The sequence below is a fragment of the Variovorax defluvii genome, from assembly GCF_039541515.1.
Taxonomy (GTDB): domain Bacteria; phylum Pseudomonadota; class Gammaproteobacteria; order Burkholderiales; family Burkholderiaceae_C; genus Variovorax; species Variovorax defluvii.
In genome coordinates this window covers 15,637-35,053 of sequence record NZ_BAABGJ010000019.1, presented here as the reverse complement: position 1 = coordinate 35,053, position 19,417 = coordinate 15,637, and the positions used below count along the sequence as shown (strand labels likewise).

Below are 19,417 nucleotides of genomic sequence, written 5' to 3'. Positions count from 1 at the left end.
AGCTCGGCAAGCACAGGAAGGCAGGCGCAGCGGGCCTGCGCGTTCAGCGTTGCAGGATCGCGGCGTGGTGCGCTACGTGGTCCGCCATGAAGGTCTGGATGAAGTAGTAGCCGTGGTTGTAGCCCTTGTGGCGGCGCAGCGTCAGCGGCTGGCCCGCTGCGCGGCAGGCGGCTTCGAGCCGGTGCGGGTGCAATTGTTCGGCCAGGAAGTTGTCGGCCAGCCCCTGGTCCACCAGGATGCCCTCGGGGTAGGGCGGGGCGGTCTGCGACTGCATCAGCGCGCTGGCGTCGTGGGCCAGCCAAGCGGCACGGTCCGGGCCGAGGTAGCCGCCGAAGGCCTTCTCGCCCCACGGACATTCGGTGGGCGCGCAGATGGGTGCGAAGGCCGACAGCGATCGGAAGCGGCCCGGATGACGCAGCGCCAGCGTGAGCGCGCCGTGGCCCCCCATCGAGTGGCCGAAGATGCCCACCCGATGCAGGTCGATGGGGAAGTGATGGCCCAGCAGGGGCAGCAGCTCGTTGACGATCCAGCTTTCCATGCGCCAGTGCGTGGCCCAGGGCGATTGCGTGGCATCGAGGTAGAAGCCGGCACCGACGCCGAAGTCCCAGTTGTCGCTCTCGCCCGGCACCCGTGCGTCGCGCGGGCTGGTGTCGGGCGCGATCAGCGCCAGGCCACGCTCGGCCGCCAGCCGCTGGGCACCGGCCTTGACCATGAAGGTCTCCTCGTTGCAGGTGAGGCCTGCGAGGTACACCAGGGCCGGGACCGGACCCTGCACGGCCTGCGGCGGGAGGTAGACCGAGAAGCGCATCGGCAGCCCGATCTCGCGCGATGCATGTTCGAAGAAGCCTTGGGTGCCGCCGAAGCAGCGGTGGTCGGACAGGGTCTTGATGTCGGAGCTCATGTTCGGGAAAGTGGCGCCAGTTCGAGTACGGCCTCGGCGAAAGCCTGCGGCTTGTCCTGGGGCAGATTGTGGCCGGCGCCGGCCACCAGGGCGTCAACGTGGTAGCCGATGTCCAGCACACCGGCGTGCACCTGGCGCAGCGGCGTCATGGTCGGCGCCACGGCTCGCGTCCTCAGTAGATGACCACGCCGCGGATCGACTCGCCGCGCTTCATCAGCTCGAAGCCCTCGTTGATCTTCTCCAGCGGCATGGTGTGGGTGATCAGGTCGTCGATGTTGATCTTGTTCTCCATGTACCAGTCGACGATCCTGGGCACGTCGGTGCGCCCGCGCGCGCCGCCGAAGGCCGAGCCTTCCCACTTGCGGCCCGTCACCAGCTGGAAGGGGCGCGTGCTGATCTCGGCGCCGGCCTCGGCCACGCCGATGATGATGCTGCGGCCCCAGCCCTTGTGCGTGCATTCGAGGGCCTGGCGCATCACCTGCGTGTTGCCGATGCACTCGAAGCTGTAGTCGGCGCCTCCGTCCGTGAGCTGCACGATGGCGTCGACGATGTTGGCGTGCTCCTTGGGGTTGAGGAAGTGTGTCATGCCGAACTTGCGCGCCATGGCCTCGCGCGCCGGGTTGATGTCCACCCCGATGATCTTGTCGGCGCCCACCATCTTCGCGCCCTGGATCACGTTCAGCCCGATGCCGCCCAGGCCGAACACGACCACGTTGGCGCCAGCCTCCACCTTGGCGGTGAAGATCACCGCGCCGATGCCGGTGGTTACGCCGCAGCCGATGTAGCAGACCTTGTCGAAGGGCGCGTCCTCGCGGATCTTGGCCATCGAGATCTCGGGCGCCACCGTGTAGTTGCTGAAGGTGGAGGTGCCCATGTAGTGGAAGATGGGCGCACCACGAAGGCTGAAGCGGCTGGTGGCGTCGGGCATCAGGCCCTTGCCCTGGGTGCCGCGGATCAGCTGGCACAGGTTGGTCTTGCGCGAGAGGCAGAACTTGCACTGGCGGCACTCGGGCGTGTAGAGCGGGATGACGTGGTCGCCCTTCTTGAGCGAGGTGACGCCCGGCCCGACGTCGACCACGATGCCGGCGCCCTCGTGGCCCAGGATCGCGGGGAAGATACCTTCGGGGTCCGCGCCCGAGAGGGTGTAGTAGTCGGTATGGCAGATGCCGGTGGCCTTGATCTCCACCAGCACCTCGCCGTGCTTCGGACCTTCGAGGTCGACGGTTTCGATGGTGAGCGGTTGGCCTGCTTTCCAGGCGACGGCGGCTTTGGTTTTCATGTCGGCAGAAGTGAGTGGACGCGGGGGGTGGGTCCGCACATGACTTTATGCCATAGAAGTCGGGGCCTTCCGCGCCACCGGCGGCTTGCATGAGCTCCCCGAGGGCTGCCGCACCTGCTACAAACGCGTCATGAAAAAGATCCTTGTCCTCAACGGCCCCAATCTCAACCTGCTCGGCACCCGCGAGCCCGCGCAATACGGGCACGAGACGCTCGCCGACGTCGAGCGCCTGTGCGGGGAGGCCGGCACCCGGCTGGGCGTGGCCATCGAATGCCGGCAGTCGAACCACGAAGGCCATCTGATCGACTGGATCCACGAAGCCGGCCGCGAAGTGGCCGCCGGCCGCATGCTGGGGGTGGTGATGAACCCGGGCGCCTACACCCATACCTCCATTGCCCTGCACGACGCCATCAAGGGCGCGAGCGTGCCGCTGGTGGAACTGCACATCTCGAACGTCCACGCGCGCGAGGAGTTCCGCCACCACTCGTACATCTCGCCGGCGGCGCGCGGCATCATCGTCGGCTTCGGCGTCAAGGGCTACGCGCTGGCGATCGAGGCGCTGGTGCGCGTGAGCGAGAGCGCGTGAGCGGCGTCGATGAGGCGGGGCTGTTCGCCGGCGCGGACGGCGTGCTGCGCTGCCGCTGGTGCAAGGCGTCGAAGGTCTACCAGCACTACCACGACCACGAATGGGGCTTTCCGGTCACGGATGAACAGCGCCTTTTCGAAAAGCTGTGCCTGGAAGGCTTTCAGGCCGGTTTGAACTGGCTCACCATCCTCAACAAGCGCGAGGCCTTCCGGCGTGCCTTTGCGGACTTCGATGCGCAGCAGCTGGTGCGCTTCGGGCCGAAGGACGTGGAACGCCTGCTGGCGGATGCCAGCATCGTGCGCCACCGCGGCAAGATCGAATCGGTCATCCACAACGCGCACCGGATGCTGGCGCTGCGCGAGGAATTCGGCTCGCTGACGGCCTATGTCTGGCGTTTCGAGCCCGACGCGGCTTCGCGGCCTCGGCGGCTGACCGACAAAGTTCTGCAGACCCTGACCACCTCGCCCGAGTCGATCGCGATGTCAAGGGATCTGAAGAAGCGGGGGTGGAGCTTCGTCGGGCCGACGACCATCTACTCCTTCATGCAGGCCATGGGCCTGGTGAACGACCATGTCGAGAACTGCCATGCGCGCGCACTGGCACTCGAGGCGCGCGCCAGGCTGGGCTGCCCGACCCGGGTCAAGCGCCGTCAGACCGATTGAAGCGGAAGATCTCGTCGAGCATGTCCTGCGGACTGTCGAAGCGGTCGGGCTCGTAGCAGCCGAGCGGACTCGTCGTGGTCCGGCCGACGCAGCGGTTGCATTGCGTGCACTGCTTCTTCTCCGGCGGATCGGTCCTGTTGCGAAAGTATCGAGGCAGCAGGTCGGTGGTGGCGATGAGCGCGCGCGCCATCGAAACGCCCTCGCACGCGCCTGTCGCGAGGGCGTCGTGGATATCCGCGTACTTCTGGAAGCCGCCGTTCGCGATGACGGGGACCCTGACTGCCGATCGGATCTGCCTGGCCAGTTCGAGATTCACGGGCTTGCATCTCACGAAGGGTGCCGACAACAGGCGCCCGACAAGCGGCGCGGGTATGGCATGTGCAACCGCCGCCCGCACGGCGGCTTTGCCGCTGAGGTGCCGCACCGAATCGAAGAACATGCGGATCTCCGGCACCGGAAATTCGCCCGGCACGTCGTGCGGATTGGGAAAGCCGTAGCCCGAGGTCACGTGGAAGTAGCCGGCGCCGAGCCTTTCCAGCTGCTGGGCGTAGTCGCGCATGCGTTCGATGCCGTTGCCCACACGGACCTCGCGTGACACGACGACAGGCGGCCACCGCAGCAGGGCGAGCGCCAGAGGACTGGTGTTGTAGTCGGTGCCCGAGAGGCGGATACCGACGAGGAAATCATCACCGACCGCCTGGCGCACGGCGCGCATGATCTCTTCGAGGAAGCGAAAGCGCTTCTGCGCATCTCCACCCCAGTCGTCGTCGCGCCGGTTGATCGCCGGGTTGAGGAACTGGTGGATCAGGTAGCCCTTGGCGATGGTGATCTCGATGCCGTCGACGCCGGCCTCGCGCGCGCGCCGGGCCGCCTCGGCGTGTTCGGCGATGGAGCGCCTGATCTGGGTCTCGGTCATGGCACGCCGGCGATTCCCGTAGCCGAACGCGAAGTCGAAGCCATCCGAGGAGCTGAGCGAATCGTCCGGCTCCGGCAGCAAGCTGCTGTAGGTGGCGTAGCCCGGATCGCCGATCTGCATGATGTAGCGGGCGCCGCTCTCCTGGATCTGGGCGATGTACTTGCGAAGCAAGGGCACGTAGCGGTCCTGTGCGATGGAGGGGTACTGCAAGGGCGAGAGCCGCTGCGCATTGACGTGGAAGGTGGTGGAGATGATGGCGCCCACGCCGCCATCGGCGAAGCGCTTCTCGAAGTTCTTCCACACGTCCGTGACGCTGCCGTCGTAGTTGCAGGTGCGCCCGCCGATGGACGAGCGAAGAACGCGGTTGCGCAACGCGATGCCATGAAGGCGCAGGGGCTGGAAGATGGCGTCGGATGCCGCGGGCGGGGCGGCATGTACCTCAGGCATGGCGAACCTCCGGCTTCGGCTCCCGCAAGCTGTCGGCGGCGTGGGGCACGGTCAGGCTCACCCCGCGCGCCTGCGCGATGCGTCCGGCGCAGGCCAGGGCCTCGGCCGCCTCCTGCGCCGCGCCGCTTTCGCCCAGCAGGACCGCTTTCGCGAGCCAGATCTGGATTTCCCACTGCCGCTCGCCGTCTCGCGCCATGGCCGCGAGCGCCTCGTCGATCGCCGCGAGCGCGCGATCGCGGTCGCCCGCTGCCGCGTGCCCGCGCGCGAGGATCGACAGGGTCCATGGCAACCCGAGGTGGGCCCGCTGCTGCTCGAATTCGCGCAGCGCGCACGCCACCATCGCGACGCCGGCGCGCGGATCGCCGGCGTCGATGAGTTGATGCCCGCGCAGCACCTTCGCGCAACTGGCGAAGTAGCCGAGGCGGTGCTCGTCGGTCACCGCGAACAGTTCGTCCAGCGGCGCGGCCAGTGCGGAGGTATCGCCGGCGCTCGCCGCGCAAGCGCAGCTGTAGAAAAGCGCCATGGCCAGCGCGAGCGGCTGCGACAGATGGCGCGCGTCGGCGAGCGCGCGGGCGGCGGTGGCCCGGGCCTGCTCGGGACGGCCGAGCAGCCACAGATTCCATGCCATGTGCGAGCGCGCGTTGACCGCCGGGTCGATCTGCGATCCGAGCGTGGTCGCCTGGTGGCCGCCCGCTTCGTACAACGCGACAGCGCGTTCGAGATCGCGCTGCGCCGCGACGTAGTCGCCTTTCCAGAACGACAGGACCCCCAGCATCCAGGCGCCGATCATCCGGATGCCTTCGTGGCCGGTGGCCTCCGCCAACTGCGCAATCCGGTGCGCGTGGCCCTCGGCCTGCAACAGTTCGCCGCGCGAGTAATGGAAGGCGTAGAGGCCGCGATGCGCATCCAGCAGGCACACCGGGTCGCCCAGTCGGTTGCAGATCGACAGCGCGGCGGCGAAGCTGGCCCGCACCTTGTCCGAGGCGAAGCCTTCGACCGCCCGGAACGCCGTGCCCTGCAGGATGGCGAGCGCGAGCTCGGCGCGGTCGCGGGCATCGCCTTCGGGCAACTCCGCGGCTTGCGCGAGGCCCCAGCTTGCATGCTGGAGCGCCTCCTGGTTGGCCGAGCGCTCGAGCGCACGTTGCGCCGCGACCGCTGCATGTCCGGCAGCGCGCAGCGGTTCTCCGGCGAGGGCGTAGTGGTGCGCCAGCACTTCAGGCTCTGCCGTCGGCCGCTCTGTCGCGCTGCGCTCCAGATGTGCCGCGATGCGCCCGTGCAGATCCTGGCGGCGGCTGCGCAGCAGGCTGTCGTAGGCCGCTTCCTGCAGAAGCGCATGGCGGAACACGAAGGAGTCGCCGCCGCTCTCCTCGCTGCGCACCAGCACGCCGCAGGCAGTCAGCTCGTCCGTGGCGGCGCCCACCACTTCCGATTCGATGCCCGCCAGCGCGTCGAGCAGGCGGCGCGGGATCTCGCGCCCGACGACGGCGGCGACCTGCGCCACCTGCTTGGCCGGACCGAGCCGGTCGAGCCGCTCCATGAGCGAATCCCGCAGCGTCAGCGGAATGCGTCCGCTGAATGCGCCTCGCAGGCGCGCGTCCGGCCAGGCCCCGGTGCCGGGGTCGATGGTCTTGGCGAACTCTTCCAGATACAGCGGGACGCCGTCGGTGATGCGCACGATCTCCTCGATCACCGGCGCCGGCGGCGGATGGCCGGGGAACAGGCTTTCGACCATGCGAATGGCATCGGCTTGCGGCAAGCGTGCCAGCGCCAGATGCAGGGCGTGCGGCCGCGCCTGCAGCGCGGGCAATGGCTCGCGGCTCGTGACGACCAGGTGCATCAGGGAGCGTGGTGCCGGCGCGGCCAGCGCGTCGATCAGCTCCATGGAGCTGGGGTCGGCCCAGTGCGCGTCCTCGAAGATGAGCAGCAGCGGCGAACGCGCGGCACGGTGGCGCAGGTAGCGCTCCAAGGCGCCGAGCGTGCGCATGCGCCGCTGCAGCGGTGTCAGCGCGCCCCAGTCGTCGCTCGTGGGCAAACCCAGCAGGTCGCGCAGTGCCTGTTCGTCGACACGCGGCCGCCTTGTGCGTGCCAGCCAATCCTCGAGCCGCCGCCGCGAACCGGCGCCATCGTCGCCCGGCGCGATGCCGGCGCTGCGCTGCAGCAAGCGGACGAACGGAAAAAGCGCGCTGCTGGTGTGAAATGGCGAACACTGGCAGCGCAGCACGTGATGCGAGCTGCCGGCCGACCCCCGGGCCAATTCTTCGGCCAGGCGGGATTTTCCGATGCCCGCGTCGCCGACGATCGTCGCCACGCACGGCACGCCGACCCCCACTTCGCGCCATTGCGCAAAGAGCCTCTCGCGCTCGCGCTCCCGGCCGACGAAGGGGGCGACCCCGTGCTGAGCGAACGCGACGAAGCGCGTCTCGGTCGTCAGCGCGCGCAGGGGACGCCAGGCCGTCACGTCCTCGTCGAACCCTTTCACGCGCTGCGGCGGAAGTGCTTCGAACACGAAGCAGGGCGCGGCCAGCTCGTGCGTGCGCTCGCTGACGAGCACGCTGCCGGCCTCGGCGGCGGCCTGCAGGCGCGCGGCGAGATGGACGGCTTCGCCGACGGCGGCGATCTCGCGTGACTCGGCCTCACCGATCAGATCCCCCACCACCACGATGCCTGTCGCGATGCCGGCGCGGATCTGCGGCGCCCGCACGCCGACGGTTGCGAGCGAGGGCATCACGCCGAGGATGTCCAGTGCGGCATGGATGGCCCGGACTGGATCGTCCTCGTGTGCCAACGGAAAGCCGAAGTAGGCCAGCACGCCGTCGCCCATGTAGCGTGCCACTCGGCCGCCGAAACGCTCCACGCTCGCGCGCACCGCCTCCTGGAAGCGCAGCATCAGTCGCCGCAGGTCTTCCGGGTCGAGTTCGCGCGACAGGACGGTCGATCCCACCATGTCGCAGAACAGGATGGTGAGTTGGCGACGCTCGGCGCGCCCCTCGACTTCGAACAGGCCGGTCCGGCCGTGCGGCGTGCCATCGGCCGGCGAGGAGGGCGGGTTGACAGGGAACGCCATCGGTCTTGGCCTTTCGCTGCACGCGGTTGCGTCGCCGCATCCTAGCGCGCACACCTGTGGATGGCGACCCCCGGTCGATGGGTGTGTCTCACGCCCGGCGACAAGGCCCGCGCAGCAACCCCCGCCGATGCGGGCGGCTCGGGTTGCTTCGGTGGACTAGCCTGCCTGCGGTCCCGGCACCTTGCGATGGGTGATGCGGCCCTGGCTGTCGATGCTCTCGAGGTGCACGTCGAAGCCCCACAACCGGGCGACGTGCTTGAGCACCTCCTGCGCGTCGTCGTGCAGTGGGCGGTTGTTGTGCTGCGTGTGGCGCAGCGTCAAGGCCCGGTCGCCGCGCAGGTTGACGCTCCACACCTGGATATTGGGCTCGCGGTGGTTGAGGTCGTACTGGCGCGACAGCGACTCGCGCAGCTGCCGATAGCCACTGTCGTCATGGATGGCCGAGACCTCGAGTTCGGGCTCGCTTTCCTTGTCGCTGATGGCGAAGAAACGGAAGTCCCGCATCAGCTTGGGCGAGAGGAACTGGCCGATGAAGCTCTCGTCCTTGAAGTTGCGCATCGCATAGTCGAGGGTGGTCAGCCACGGCGATCCAGCCAGGTCGGGGAACCAGCGGCGGTCTTCCTCGGTCGGGTTCTCGCAGATGCGCCGCAGGTCGGTGTACATCGCGAAACCGAGCGCATAGGGGTTGATGCCGCTGTAGGCGCGGTGGCCGATCGGCGGCTGAAACACCACGTTGGTGTGCGACTGCAGCCACTCCATCATGAAGCCGTCGGCAAGCAGGCCCTCGTCGTACATGGTGTTGAGCAGGGTGTAGTGCCAGAAAGTGGCCCAGCCCTCGTTCATCACCTGCGTCTGGCGCTGCGGATAGAAGTACTGCCCGATCTTGCGCACGATGCGCACCACTTCGCGCTGCCAGGGTTCCAACAATGGTGCGTTCTTCTCGATGAAGTACAGCAGGTTCTCCTGCGGCTCCGGCGGAAAGCGCTTGGCGGCTTCTTCCTCTTCCTGCGTGCGGCCGGCCCGGCGGGGCAGGGTGCGCCACAGGTCGTTGACCTGCTGTTGCAGATGGTGCTCGCGCTCCTCGCGCCGCGCCTGCTCCTGGCTCAGGGACAGGCGCTGCGGCCGGCGGTAGCGATCCACGCCGTGGTTCATCAGGGCGTGGCAGGAGTCGAGCAGGTCCTCGACCGCAGAGACGCCGTGGCGCTCCTCGCATTCGCTGATGTAGTTCCGGGCGTAGACCAGGTAGTCGATGATGGACGAGGCGTCCGTCCACATCTTGAACAGGTAGTTGCCTTTGAAGAAGCTGTTGTGGCCGTAGGCGGCATGGGCGATCACCAGGGCCTGCATGGCCATGGTGTTCTCTTCCATCAGGTAGGCGATGCAGGGATCGGAATTGATGACGATCTCGTACGCCAGCCCCATGTGGCCGCGGCGGTAGTTCTTCTCGGTGCTGATGAACTGCTTGCCGTAGGACCAGTGGCGGTAAATCACCGGCATGCCCACCGAGGCGTAGGCATCCATCATCTGCTCGGCGGTGATGATCTCCAGCTGGTTGGCGTAGGTGTCCAGCTTGTAGCTGCGCGCGACGCGGGCGATCTCGCTGTGGTAGCGCTCGATGAGCTCGAAGGTCCAGTCGGAAGGGCTGGGAAGAGGTTCTCGTTTCCTGGCGTTCACACCGTCCCCCTCTCCTTCTTGAACAGGTCGCGGAAGACCGGGTAGATGTCCGATGCATCGGCCACCTTGCGCATCGCGAAGTTCTTGTGGGACTCCACCAGCTGGGTGTATTCCTCCCACATGTTCTGCTCTGCTTCCGCCACCTGCACGTAGGCGTAATAGCGCACCAGGGGCAGGATGTGGTCGGCCAGCAATTCGCGGCAGCGGCCGCTGTCCTGGTGCCAGTTGTCGCCGTCGCTGGCCTGGGCGCCGTAGATGTTCCACTCGTTGCTGGGAAAGCGCGCGCGGATGATCTCCTGCATCAACGTGAGCGCGCTGGACACCACGGTGCCGCCGGTCTCGGTGGCGTGGAAGAACTCTTCTTCGCTCACTTCGCTCGCCTGCGTGTGGTGGCGGATGAAGACCAGCTCGATCTTCTCGTAGTGCCGGGTCAGGAACAGGTACAGCAGCATGAAAAAGCGCTTGGACATGTCCTTGCGCGCTTCGTCCATGGAACCCGACACGTCCATCAGGCAGAACATCACCGCCTTGGCCGAGGGGATCGGCACCCGCACCCGGTTGCGGTAGCGCAGGTCGATCGGGTCGAGGTAGGGGATGTGCTTGGCCTTGGCCTTCAGCTCCTCGATGCGGGCCTCGGTGTCGCGGATCTCGCGCTGCACCAGGGCGTCGTCGACGCGCGGGCTGCGCCTGAGGTGCAGCAGGTGCGCTTCGAGTTCGCGGATCTCGCGTCGCGAGTCGCCGCCCAGCGCAATGCGCCGGGCCAGCGCGCCGCGCATGGAGCGCACCACGTGCAGGTTGGTGGGCATGCCGTCCTGCGTGAAGCCGGCACGGTGGCTCTTCCACTCCGGCACTTCGGCCAGCTGGGTGCGGATCAGGTGGGGCAGTGCGAGGTCCTCGAAGAAGACCCGCATGAACTCTTCCTTGGTGAGACGGAAGACGAAGTCGTCCTCGCCGCCTTCGCCGTCCCCGGCCTGCGAGCCGCTGCCGGAACCGCCGCCGCCGCCCTGCGGCCGCTCGATGCGGTCGCCCTTGACGTACTCGCGGTTGCCAGGATGCACGTACTCGCGGTTGCCGCCGGATCCGTGTCCGAACACGGGTTCGGATACATCGCGCCGCGGCAGCGTGATGTCCTCGCCCTGCTCGAGATCGCGGATATTGCGGCCGCTGACGGCACGGCGCACCGCCTCGCCGATCTGCTCGCGATAGCGCCGCAGGAAACGCTCGCGGTTGCCGATGGACTTGTTCTTCCCCGACAGACGGCGGTCGATGATCTGCTGCAGCATGGCCACGGCCGAAACTCCTAACTTCAGTGCGTCATGAACTCTTGCGCACGCGCAGGTACCACTCGCAGAGCAGGCGGACCTGCTTGGCGGTGTAGCCCTTCTGCACCATGCGGTTGACGAAGTCCTCGTGCTTCTTCATCTCGTCGGCGCTGCTCTTGGCATTGAAGCTGATCACCGGCAGCAGCTCCTCGGTGTTCGAGAACATCTTCTTCTCGATCACCGTGCGCAGCTTTTCATAACTGGTCCACACCGGGTTCTTGCCGGCGTTGCCGGCCCGCGCGCGCAGCACGAAGTTCACGATCTCGTTGCGGAAGTCCTTCGGGTTGCTGATGCCCGCGGGCTTCTCGATCTTCTCCAGCTCGGCGTTGAGCGAGCCGCGGTCGAAGACCTCGCCGGTGTCCTGGTCGCGGTACTCCTGGTCCTGGATCCAGTAGTCGGCGTAGGTGACGTAGCGGTCGAAGATGTTCTGCCCGTACTCGGAATAGCTTTCGAGGTAGGCGGTCTGGATTTCCTTGCCGATGAATTCCGCATAGCGCGGCGCCATCAGCTCCTTGATGTAGGAGAGGTACTTCTGCTCCGTCTCGGGCGCGAACTGCTCGCGCTCGATCTGCTGTTCGAGCACGTACATCAGGTGCACCGGATTGGCGGCGACCTCGCTGCTGTCGAAGTTGAAGACCTTCGAGATGATCTTGAAGGCGAAGCGGGTCGAGGTGCCGGACATGCCCTCGTCGACGCCGGCATAGTCGCGGTATTCCTGGATCGACTTCGCCTTCGGGTCGGTGTCCTTGAGGTTCTCGCCGTCGTAGACCTGCATCTTGCTGAAGATGCTGGAGTTCTCCGGCTCCTTCAGCCGTGTCAGCACCGAGAACTGGGCCATCATGCGCAGCGTGCCGGGGGCGCAGGGCGCCAGCGCCAGCGAAGAGTTGCGCACCAGCTTCTCGTAGATCTTGATTTCTTCCGAGACGCGCAGGCAGTAGGGCACCTTGACGATGTAGATCCGGTCGAGGAAAGCCTCGTTGTTCTTGTTGTTGCGGAAGGCCTTCCACTCGCTCTCGTTGCTGTGCGCCAGCACGATGCCGTCGAAGGGGATGGCGCCGAAGCCCTCGGTGCCCTTGAAGTTGCCTTCCTGCGTGGCGGTCAGGAGCGGGTGCAGCACCTTGATCGGCGCCTTGAACATCTCGACGAACTCGAGCAGGCCCTGGTTGGCCAGGCAGAGGCCGCCGGAGTAGGCATAGGCGTCGGGATCGTCCTGCGCGTAGGTCTCCAGCTTGCGGATGTCGATCTTGCCGACCAGCGAGGAGATGTCCTGGTTGTTCTCGTCGCCCGGCTCGGTCTTGGCGACCGCGATCTGGCGCAGAACGGACGGGTAGCGCTTGACCACCTGGAACTGGCGGATGTCGCCGCCGTACTCCTCCAGTCGCTTCACCGCCCAGGGCGAGAGCACGCGCTGCAGGTAACGGTTGGGGATGCCGTATTCCTTCTCGAGGATCTCGCCGTCCTCGGCCGCATTGAAGAGGCCCAGCGGTGATTCGTTCACCGGCGAACCCTTGATTGCGTAGAAGGGTACCTGTTCCATCAGCTGCTTCAGGCGTTCGGCGATCGAGCTCTTGCCGCCGCCGACCGGGCCGAGCAGGTAGAGGATCTGCTTCTTCTCTTCCAGGCCCTGGGCCGCGTGGCGGAAGTAGGAGACGACCTGTTCGATCGCATCTTCCATGCCGTAGAACTCGCGGAAGGCCGGGTAGATCTTGATGACCTTGTTGGCGAAGATGCGTGACAGGCGCGGGTCGTTGCGCGTGTCGATGAGTTCGGGTTCCCCGATGGCCTTGAGCATCCGCTCCGCCGCGGTCGAATAGGCCGCAGGGTCCCGTTTGCAGATATCGAGGTACTCCTGCAGGGACAGGACCTCTTCGCGAGTCCGCTCGTAACGGGCGGCGAAGTTGCTGATGACATCCATAAACACCTCCATCGAGTCAGCGGGGCGCTGCCCGGAGTCTCCGTGCTGCACACGTCGCATCGTTCGCAGGAATGGTGCCAGGTGAGTTGAGCACGCTTAGGAAAAACTCCTCGAGCAGTAACTTGGCTCAAAGCATAGAACAAACGACGCGCCCCGCAAATCGGTTTCGAAAAATAAGAACGATGCGAACAGTTAAAAGTTCCAGAGCGAAAGACCAGGCTGGCGACCACGAACGATGTTCATCATGCAGCGTCTCGAGCGCCAGGCATAGCGCTTTCGGCACTTGCACCACAAAGTCGATGTAGGACGGCATCCCCCAATGGTGAGGGGCGCATCGACGACCGATGGAGCAAAGATATTCCCCGCACAACGCGCGGGTCGGATGGCTCGGCGACATGCAAATAAAAAACCGCTCGAGGCGGCTTTATCAATGCACCGAATGCGCGGCATGCACCGCTGCGGGCCAGCGTCCGGCGCGCACCTGCGCGTGGCTGATTGCCGCAATGCAACAACTGTTGGAGCATCCCGCTCGCCGCGGGCTGCATATATATATAAGGAGGCGGCGCAGGAACGGGAGGCGGTCGTCGGCGCGGCTGTAGCCTCGGGGCGGCCGGGTGCGAATGCCCGGGCGGGCCCCCCGACGGGAACGGAGTAGCCCGAGGGGGAGGAGGGCGTCGGCCCCGGGCTTCGAGCGGAGGGCGGCCTCCGCTCAGCTGAAAAACTCCTTCGCCTTGTCGAACCAGCCCTTGTCGGTCGGGCTGTGCTTGTCCCCGCCCTTCTTCAGGGATTCGTCCAGCTCCTTCAGCAGCTTGCGCTGGTGCTCGGTGAGCTTGACGGGGGTTTCCACGCGGATGTGGCAGTACAGGTCGCCGGGATAGCTGGAGCGCACGCCCTTGATCCCCTTGCCGCGCAGCCGGAACTGCTTGCCGCTCTGGGTGCCCTCCGGGATGTCGATGGCGGCCGGCCCCTTGAGCGTCGGCACGCTGATCTCGCCGCCCAGTGCGGCAGTGGCGATGCTGACCGGCACCACGCAGTGCAGGTCGTCGCCATCGCGCTCGAACTGCTCGTGCTTCTTGAGCCGGATCTCGATGTAAAGGTCGCCGGGTGGCCCCCCATTGGTGCCTGGCTCGCCGTTGCCGGTGCTGCGGATACGCATGCCGTCGTCGATGCCGGCCGGAATCTTGACCTCCAGGGTCTTGGTGCTCTTGATCTTGCCCTGGCCATGGCAGGCGGTGCAGGGCTCGGGAATGATCTTGCCGCTGCCGTGGCAGGTGGGGCAGGTCTGCTGCACGCTGAAGAAGCCCTGGCGGATCTGCACCACGCCGTTGCCGTGGCAGGTGGTGCAGCTGATGGCCTTGGTGCCCGGCTTGGCGCCCGAACCCTTGCAGGTGCCGCAGTCGTCCCAGCTCGGGATGCGGATCTGCGCTTCCTTGCCCTCGGCCGCTTCCTCCAGCGTGACCTCCATCGCGTAGCTCAGGTCGCTGCCGCGGAAGACCTGGCGGCCGCCGCCGCGGCCGCCGCGCGCGCCGAAGACGTCGCCGAAGATGTCGCCGAAGGCTTCCGCGAAGCCGCCGAAGCCCTCGGGGCCCGGGCCGCGCATGTTCGGGTCCACCCCCGCATGGCCGTACTGGTCGTACGCGGCGCGCTTCTGCGCATCCGACAGCATCTCGTACGCTTCCTTGACCTCCTTGAACTTGGCTTCGGCTTCCTTGCTGGTATCGCCATGGTTTCGGTCAGGGTGGTGCTTCATCGCGAGCTTGCGATAAGCCTTCTTGATTTCATCCTCGCTGGCGTTCTTGGGAACGCCGAGGGTTTCGTAATAGTCGCGTTTGGTGGCCATGTCGATGCGCGGGTAGGGTCAGAGACGGAAAAAGGCCGGACCCCTCCACAGGTGGTCCAGCCTTGCCAGGACCGGCTACCGCTTGATAGCGTCAGCAGGCCCCGGGGTCGGAAAATCAACCCTTCTTGACTTCCTTGACCTCGGCGTCGACCACGTTGTCGTCCGCCGGCGCGCTGCTTGCAGCTTCCGGACCAGCGCCCGTCGCCGCGCCGGCAGCACCGGCCGTCCCGGCTGCAGCCTGGGCGTCGGCGTACATCTTCTCGCCGAGCTTCTGGCTGACGGTCATCAGCGCGTTGGTCTTTTCCTCGATCCGGGCCTTGTCCTCGCCCTTGAGCACTTCTTCGAGCTCCTTGATGGCGGCCTCGATCTTTTCCTTCTCGCCGGCCTCCAGGCTGGCGCCATGCTCGCCGAGCGACTTGCGGACACTGTGCGCCATCGCCTCGCCCTGGTTGCGGGCCTGGGCCAGCTCGACCTTCTTCTTGTCTTCGGCGGCGTTGAGCTCGGCGTCCTTCACCATCTTCTGGATCTCGTCTTCCGACAGGCCCGAATTGGCCTTGATGGTGATCTTGTTCTCCTTGCCGGTGCCCTTGTCCTTGGCGCCGACGTGCAGGATGCCGTTGGCGTCGATGTCGAAGCTCACCTCGATCTGGGGCGTGCCGCGCGCGGCCGGCGGAATGCCTTCCAGGTTGAACTCGCCCAGCAGCTTGTTGCCCGCGGCGACTTCGCGCTCGCCCTGGAAGACCTTGATGGTCACGGCCGGCTGGTTGTCCTCGGCGGTCGAGAAGGTCTGCGCGAACTTGGTCGGGATCGTGGTGTTCTTCGTGATCATCTTGGTCATCACGCCACCCATGGTCTCGATGCCCAGCGACAGCGGGGTCACGTCGAGCAGCAGGACGTCCTTGCGGTCGCCGGAGAGCACCTGGCCCTGGATCGCGGCGCCCACGGCCACCGCTTCGTCGGGGTTCACGTCCTTGCGCGGCTCGCGGCCGAAGAATTCCTTGACCTTCTCCTGCACCTTGGGCATGCGGGTCATGCCGCCGACCAGGATCACGTCGTGGATGTCGGTGACCGACACGCCGGCGTCCTTGATGGCGGTACGGCAGGGCGCGATGGTGCGCTCGATCAGCTCGTCCACCAGCGATTCCAGCTTGGCGCGGGTCAGCTTGATGTTCAGGTGCTTCGGACCCGAGGCGTCGGCCGTGATGTAAGGCAGGTTGACGTCGGTCTGCGCGCTGTTGGACAGCTCGATCTTGGCCTTCTCCGCGGCTTCCTTCAGGCGCTGCAGGGCGAGCACGTCCTTGCTCAGGTCCACGCCCTGGTCCTTCTTAAACTCGCCGATGATGTAGTCGATCACGCGCTGGTCGAAGTCCTCGCCGCCGAGGAAGGTGTCGCCGTTGGTCGACAGAACCTCGAACTGCTTCTCGCCGTCCACGTCCGCGATCTCGATGATGGAGATGTCGAAGGTGCCGCCGCCGAGGTCATACACGGCGATCTTGCGGTCGGCGCGGTCTTGCTTGTCCAGGCCGAAGGCCAGCGCGGCCGCGGTCGGCTCGTTGATGATGCGCTTGACGTCCAGGCCGGCGATGCGGCCGGCGTCCTTGGTGGCCTGGCGCTGGCTGTCGTTGAAGTAGGCCGGCACGGTGATCACGGCCTCGGTCACGGCCTCGCCCAGGTAGTCCTCGGCGGTCTTCTTCATCTTGCGCAGGATCTCGGCGCTCACTTGCGGCGGCGCGAGCTTCTTGCCGCGCACTTCGACCCAGGCGTCGCCGTTGTCGGCCTTGACGATGCTGTAGGGCATCAGGTCGATGTCCTTCTGGACTTCCTTTTCCTCGAACTTGCGGCCGATCAGGCGCTTGACGGCGTAGATGGTGTTCTTGGGGTTGGTGACCGCCTGCCGCTTGGCCGAGGCGCCGACGAGGACTTCGCCGTCCTCCTGGTACGCGACGATCGAGGGCGTGGTGCGCGCGCCTTCCGAATTCTCGATCACCCGCGTGGTGTTGCCTTCCATGATCGACACGCACGAGTTGGTGGTGCCGAGGTCGATGCCGATGATTTTGGCCATGTTGTGAGCTCCTGAACGCGAAATAAATGTTGTTGTGAACTTGTGGATAACCCGTCTCGATTCAAGGGAGGAAACGGGGATTTCCTGTGGGATTCGTGGGGATCGGTGGATCAGTTGGCTGGGCTGACGGTCACCAGCGCGGGGCGCAGCACGCGCTCGGCGATGGTGTAGCCCTTCTGCAGCACACCGACGATGGTGTTGGGCTCCTGGCCCTCGGCCGGCACCACGGAAATGGCCTGGTGCTGGTGCGGGTCGAACTTGCTGCCGGCGGCCGGGGCGATTTCGACCACCTTGTTGCGCTCCAGCGCGCTCTTGAGCTGACGCAGCGTGGCTTCGGCGCCCTCGCGGATCTGCTCCGGCGTACCGCCCTCGTGGTTCAGGCCGGCTTCCAGGCTGTCCAGCACCGGCAACAGGCTCTCGGCGAAAGACTCGATCGCGAACTTGCGGCCCTTGCTCACTTCCTCGTCGGCGCGGCGGCGCGCGTTCTGCACGTCGGCCTGGGCGCGCAGGAACTGGTCGGCCAACTCGGCGTTCTTGGCCTTGAGCTCGGCGATTTCCGCCGTCGCGGCGGCCAGCGCATCCGCCTCGTTGGCGGCTTGCGCGGCCTCCAGCTCTTCCGGGCTCGGGTCGCCTTGCAGGGTTTCTGGATGGGTAGGTTGTTGCGGGTCAGACATGCTCGAAAAGCCGGCTGCCATGCCGGGACACAATAAAAAACAAAGGGAACGCGGCGCAACTGGGGCTGCTGCAGCCGATTTCAAGAAAAAAAAGCGCCTCGCAAGGCGCATTTCGCGGAGGCGGCGCCAGGGCGGGCGCCGCGGCGGTGCTCAGTGGGTGTCGAGCAGCTCGACGTCGAACTTCAGGGTCGCGTTGGGCGGGATCACGCCGCCGGCGCCGCGAGCGCCATAGCCCAGGGCGGGGGGAATGATCAGGGTGCGCTGGCCGCCGATCTTCATGCCGGCGACGCCTTCGTCCCAGCCCTTGATCACCTGACCGGCACCCAGCGAGAAGGCGAAGGGGTCGTTGCGGTCGCGGCTGGAATCGAACTTGGCGCCCTGCACGCCGTCGTTGTAGAGCCAGCCGGTGTAGTGCACGTGCACGTGGTGGCCGGCCTTGGCTTCGGCGCCATCGCCGACGACGGTGTCTTCGTACTGCAGGCCGGAGGGGGTGGTGGGCATCGCGGGTCCTTGGGTTGAGAGAAAGCCCCGCAGTGTAGCGAACGGCCAAGGCCCGCCGGGGCATGGCTAGGCGAACGGCCAAGGCCCGCCGGGGCATGGCTAGGTCGACGGGGCGGGTTCCGGCGGAACGTCCGGCGCCGACGCGTCCGCTGCGCCGGGCCGGGGTGGCGGCGTGCTCTTGCGAGCCTGGTTCAGCTGCCATTTCACCGCGAACGCCTGCAGGTCGGACAGCCGCTTGAGCAGGTCCTGGCCGCTGGGCGTGAGGCTGTAGCCCTCGCCGCCGTGGCCCACCAGGCCGGCCTCGCGCAGTTCCTTGATGCGTGTGTTCAGGGTGTTCGGCGTGATCTGGCCCACGCTGTCCTGCAGGAGCCGGAAGGTCTGGGCATGGCCATCGCGCAGCGCCCAGAGCACGCGCAGGGCGTAGCGGCCTTCGAGGAGCGCGAGCAATTGGCCGATCGCCGCGATTTCCTTGCTGCTCATGGGACAGGGTCTCCTCTTCGCGAAAGCGGCTGCCGCATCCCCCGGCTGCCTTCGTCCTGGGTCGTTCTTGTGCGGGGACCGGCCAAGCGGCCGAGCCTGGGACTATATCCCAGAAGCATGCGGCGCTACAAGTTTTATAGCTGAGTGCCGAAGCCGGACGCGGGCTGCGGACCGGGGCGAGGCTCAGGAGGTGGGGTATTGCGCCATGGCTTCGCCGAGCCGGATCGTGCGTCCCGGCGCCCAGGCCGGGTTGAATCGCAGCGCCGGCTTGGGGAACAGCATGACGACCGTGGAGCCCAGCAGGAAGCGGCCCATCTCCTCGCCCTTGGCCAGCGTCACCTGGCCGTCGGCGTAGCGCCACTCGCGCAACTCGCCCGTGCGCGGCGGATTGATCACGCCGTGCCAGACGGTGGCCATGCTCCCGACGATGGTCGCGCCGACCAGCGCCAGCACGAAGGGCCCGCGCGCCGATTCGAAGATGCACACCACGCGCTCGTTGCGGGCGAACAGGCCCGGCACGCCGCGCGCCGTGACCGGGTTGACCGAGAACAGCTCGCCCGGCACGTGGATCATGCGCGTCAGCCGCCCTTCGCAGGGCATGTGGATGCGGTGGTAGTCCCGGGGGCTGAGGTAGAGGGTGGCGAAGCTGCCGTGTTCGAACTGGGCGGCGAGGGCGGCGTCGCCACCCACCAGCGCGGTGGTGCTGTAGCGGTGGCCCTTGGCCTGGATGATCTGGTCGCCCTCGATGGGGCCGAACTGGCTGATGGCGCCGTCGACCGGACAGACCAGGTCGGCCTGCGCGATCGGCCGCACGCCGGGGCGCAGCGCGCGGGTGAAGAAGTCGTTGAAGCTGCGATAGCTCGCGATGTCGCTGTCCAGCGCCTCCGTCATGTCGACGCCGTACTTGGCGACGAAGCGCCGGACGATCCAGGTCGTGAGCGCTCCCCGCTCGCGGCCCGCCACCCAGCCGGCGAAATGGGTCAGCGCCTGCTTGGGAATCAGGTACTGGGGCAGGACGGCAAGGCGGTCGGACAAATCGGCGGCTTCCGGAAAAGGAAGGCGATTCTAGCCATCGCCTCCCCGGCGGATTGCAA

General features: G+C 66.7%; 16 protein-coding genes. 2 read left to right on the top strand and 14 right to left on the bottom strand.

Features of this window, described 5'->3' with window-relative positions; all coding sequences use genetic code 11:
* Positions 1 to 43: 43 nt before the first annotated feature.
* From fghA to ABEA07_RS10755, 3 genes are read right to left on the bottom strand one after another with little or no spacing between them, the layout of a single operon-like run.
* Complete coding sequence (gene fghA / locus ABEA07_RS10765; RefSeq protein WP_345537751.1) at positions 44 to 901, bottom strand: S-formylglutathione hydrolase; 858 nt, start codon at positions 899 to 901, stop codon at positions 44 to 46.
* Positions 898 to 1,050 carry a hypothetical protein gene (locus tag ABEA07_RS10760; protein WP_345537749.1) on the bottom strand — a complete coding sequence of 51 codons (153 nt, stop codon included), beginning with the start codon at positions 1,048 to 1,050 and terminating at the stop codon, positions 898 to 900. The genes fghA and ABEA07_RS10760 overlap by 4 nt, the downstream gene beginning before the upstream one ends.
* A 23-nt stretch (positions 1,051 to 1,073) precedes the next feature.
* Positions 1,074 to 2,180, bottom strand: coding sequence for an S-(hydroxymethyl)glutathione dehydrogenase/class III alcohol dehydrogenase (locus tag ABEA07_RS10755; protein WP_345537748.1), 1,107 nt, complete (start codon positions 2,178 to 2,180; stop codon positions 1,074 to 1,076).
* A gap of 130 nt (positions 2,181 to 2,310) precedes the next feature.
* Between ABEA07_RS10755 and aroQ the strand changes: the two genes are divergently transcribed.
* Together aroQ and ABEA07_RS10745 are read left to right on the top strand one after the other, a co-directional pair.
* Positions 2,311 to 2,766 carry a type II 3-dehydroquinate dehydratase gene (gene aroQ, locus ABEA07_RS10750; protein WP_345537747.1) on the top strand — a complete coding sequence of 152 codons (456 nt, stop codon included), beginning with the start codon at positions 2,311 to 2,313 and terminating at the stop codon, positions 2,764 to 2,766.
* Positions 2,763 to 3,428, top strand: a complete 666-nt coding sequence (locus ABEA07_RS10745) for a DNA-3-methyladenine glycosylase I (protein ID WP_345537746.1) — start codon at positions 2,763 to 2,765, stop codon at positions 3,426 to 3,428. Before aroQ ends, ABEA07_RS10745 begins: the two co-directional genes overlap by 4 nt.
* Here the strand turns inward: ABEA07_RS10745 and ABEA07_RS10740 are convergent.
* The 11 genes from ABEA07_RS10740 to asd all read right to left on the bottom strand — a co-directional run bounded on the left by ABEA07_RS10740 (position 3,406) and on the right by asd (position 19,358).
* Positions 3,406 to 4,791: an oxidoreductase gene (locus ABEA07_RS10740; protein WP_345537745.1), complete on the bottom strand. Its 1,386-nt coding sequence runs from the start codon at positions 4,789 to 4,791 to the stop codon at positions 3,406 to 3,408. The two genes, ABEA07_RS10745 and ABEA07_RS10740, sit on opposite strands and share 23 nt — an antisense overlap.
* Complete coding sequence (locus ABEA07_RS10735) at positions 4,784 to 7,855, bottom strand: ATP-binding protein (protein WP_345537744.1); 3,072 nt, start codon at positions 7,853 to 7,855, stop codon at positions 4,784 to 4,786. Before ABEA07_RS10735 ends, ABEA07_RS10740 begins: the two co-directional genes overlap by 8 nt.
* Before the next feature lie 156 nt (positions 7,856 to 8,011).
* The gene (locus tag ABEA07_RS10730; RefSeq protein ID WP_425584116.1) at positions 8,012 to 9,640 is read right to left on the bottom strand and encodes a SpoVR family protein; all 1,629 of its coding nucleotides are present in this window, start codon (positions 9,638 to 9,640) and stop codon (positions 8,012 to 8,014) included.
* Positions 9,526 to 10,812, bottom strand: a complete 1,287-nt coding sequence (locus tag ABEA07_RS10725) for a YeaH/YhbH family protein (protein WP_425584115.1) — start codon at positions 10,810 to 10,812, stop codon at positions 9,526 to 9,528. The genes ABEA07_RS10730 and ABEA07_RS10725 overlap by 115 nt, the downstream gene beginning before the upstream one ends.
* Positions 10,813 to 10,843: 31 nt before the next feature.
* Complete coding sequence (locus tag ABEA07_RS10720; protein WP_345537741.1) at positions 10,844 to 12,766, bottom strand: PrkA family serine protein kinase; 1,923 nt, start codon at positions 12,764 to 12,766, stop codon at positions 10,844 to 10,846.
* Between the two features lie 709 nt (positions 12,767 to 13,475).
* On the bottom strand, positions 13,476 to 14,606 hold the full coding sequence (dnaJ, locus tag ABEA07_RS10715; protein WP_345537740.1) for a molecular chaperone DnaJ: 1,131 nt from the start codon (positions 14,604 to 14,606) through the stop codon (positions 13,476 to 13,478).
* 115 nt (positions 14,607 to 14,721) lie between these two features.
* Positions 14,722 to 16,668, bottom strand: coding sequence for a molecular chaperone DnaK (gene dnaK / locus ABEA07_RS10710; RefSeq protein WP_345537739.1), 1,947 nt, complete (start codon positions 16,666 to 16,668; stop codon positions 14,722 to 14,724).
* A 110-nt stretch (positions 16,669 to 16,778) separates the two neighbouring features.
* A complete protein-coding gene (gene grpE, locus ABEA07_RS10705) occupies positions 16,779 to 17,342 on the bottom strand; it encodes a nucleotide exchange factor GrpE (protein WP_345537738.1) in 564 nt (187 codons plus the stop codon).
* A gap of 150 nt (positions 17,343 to 17,492) precedes the next feature.
* The gene (locus tag ABEA07_RS10700) at positions 17,493 to 17,843 is read right to left on the bottom strand and encodes an FKBP-type peptidyl-prolyl cis-trans isomerase (RefSeq protein WP_345537737.1); all 351 of its coding nucleotides are present in this window, start codon (positions 17,841 to 17,843) and stop codon (positions 17,493 to 17,495) included.
* A gap of 99 nt (positions 17,844 to 17,942) precedes the next feature.
* Positions 17,943 to 18,323 carry a winged helix-turn-helix transcriptional regulator gene (locus ABEA07_RS10695; RefSeq protein WP_345537735.1) on the bottom strand — a complete coding sequence of 127 codons (381 nt, stop codon included), beginning with the start codon at positions 18,321 to 18,323 and terminating at the stop codon, positions 17,943 to 17,945.
* Between the two features lie 183 nt (positions 18,324 to 18,506).
* Positions 18,507 to 19,358 (bottom strand): archaetidylserine decarboxylase, encoded by an 852-nt coding sequence (asd, locus tag ABEA07_RS10690; protein WP_345537734.1) that lies wholly within the window; start codon positions 19,356 to 19,358, stop codon positions 18,507 to 18,509.
* Positions 19,359 to 19,417: the final 59 nt, after the last annotated feature.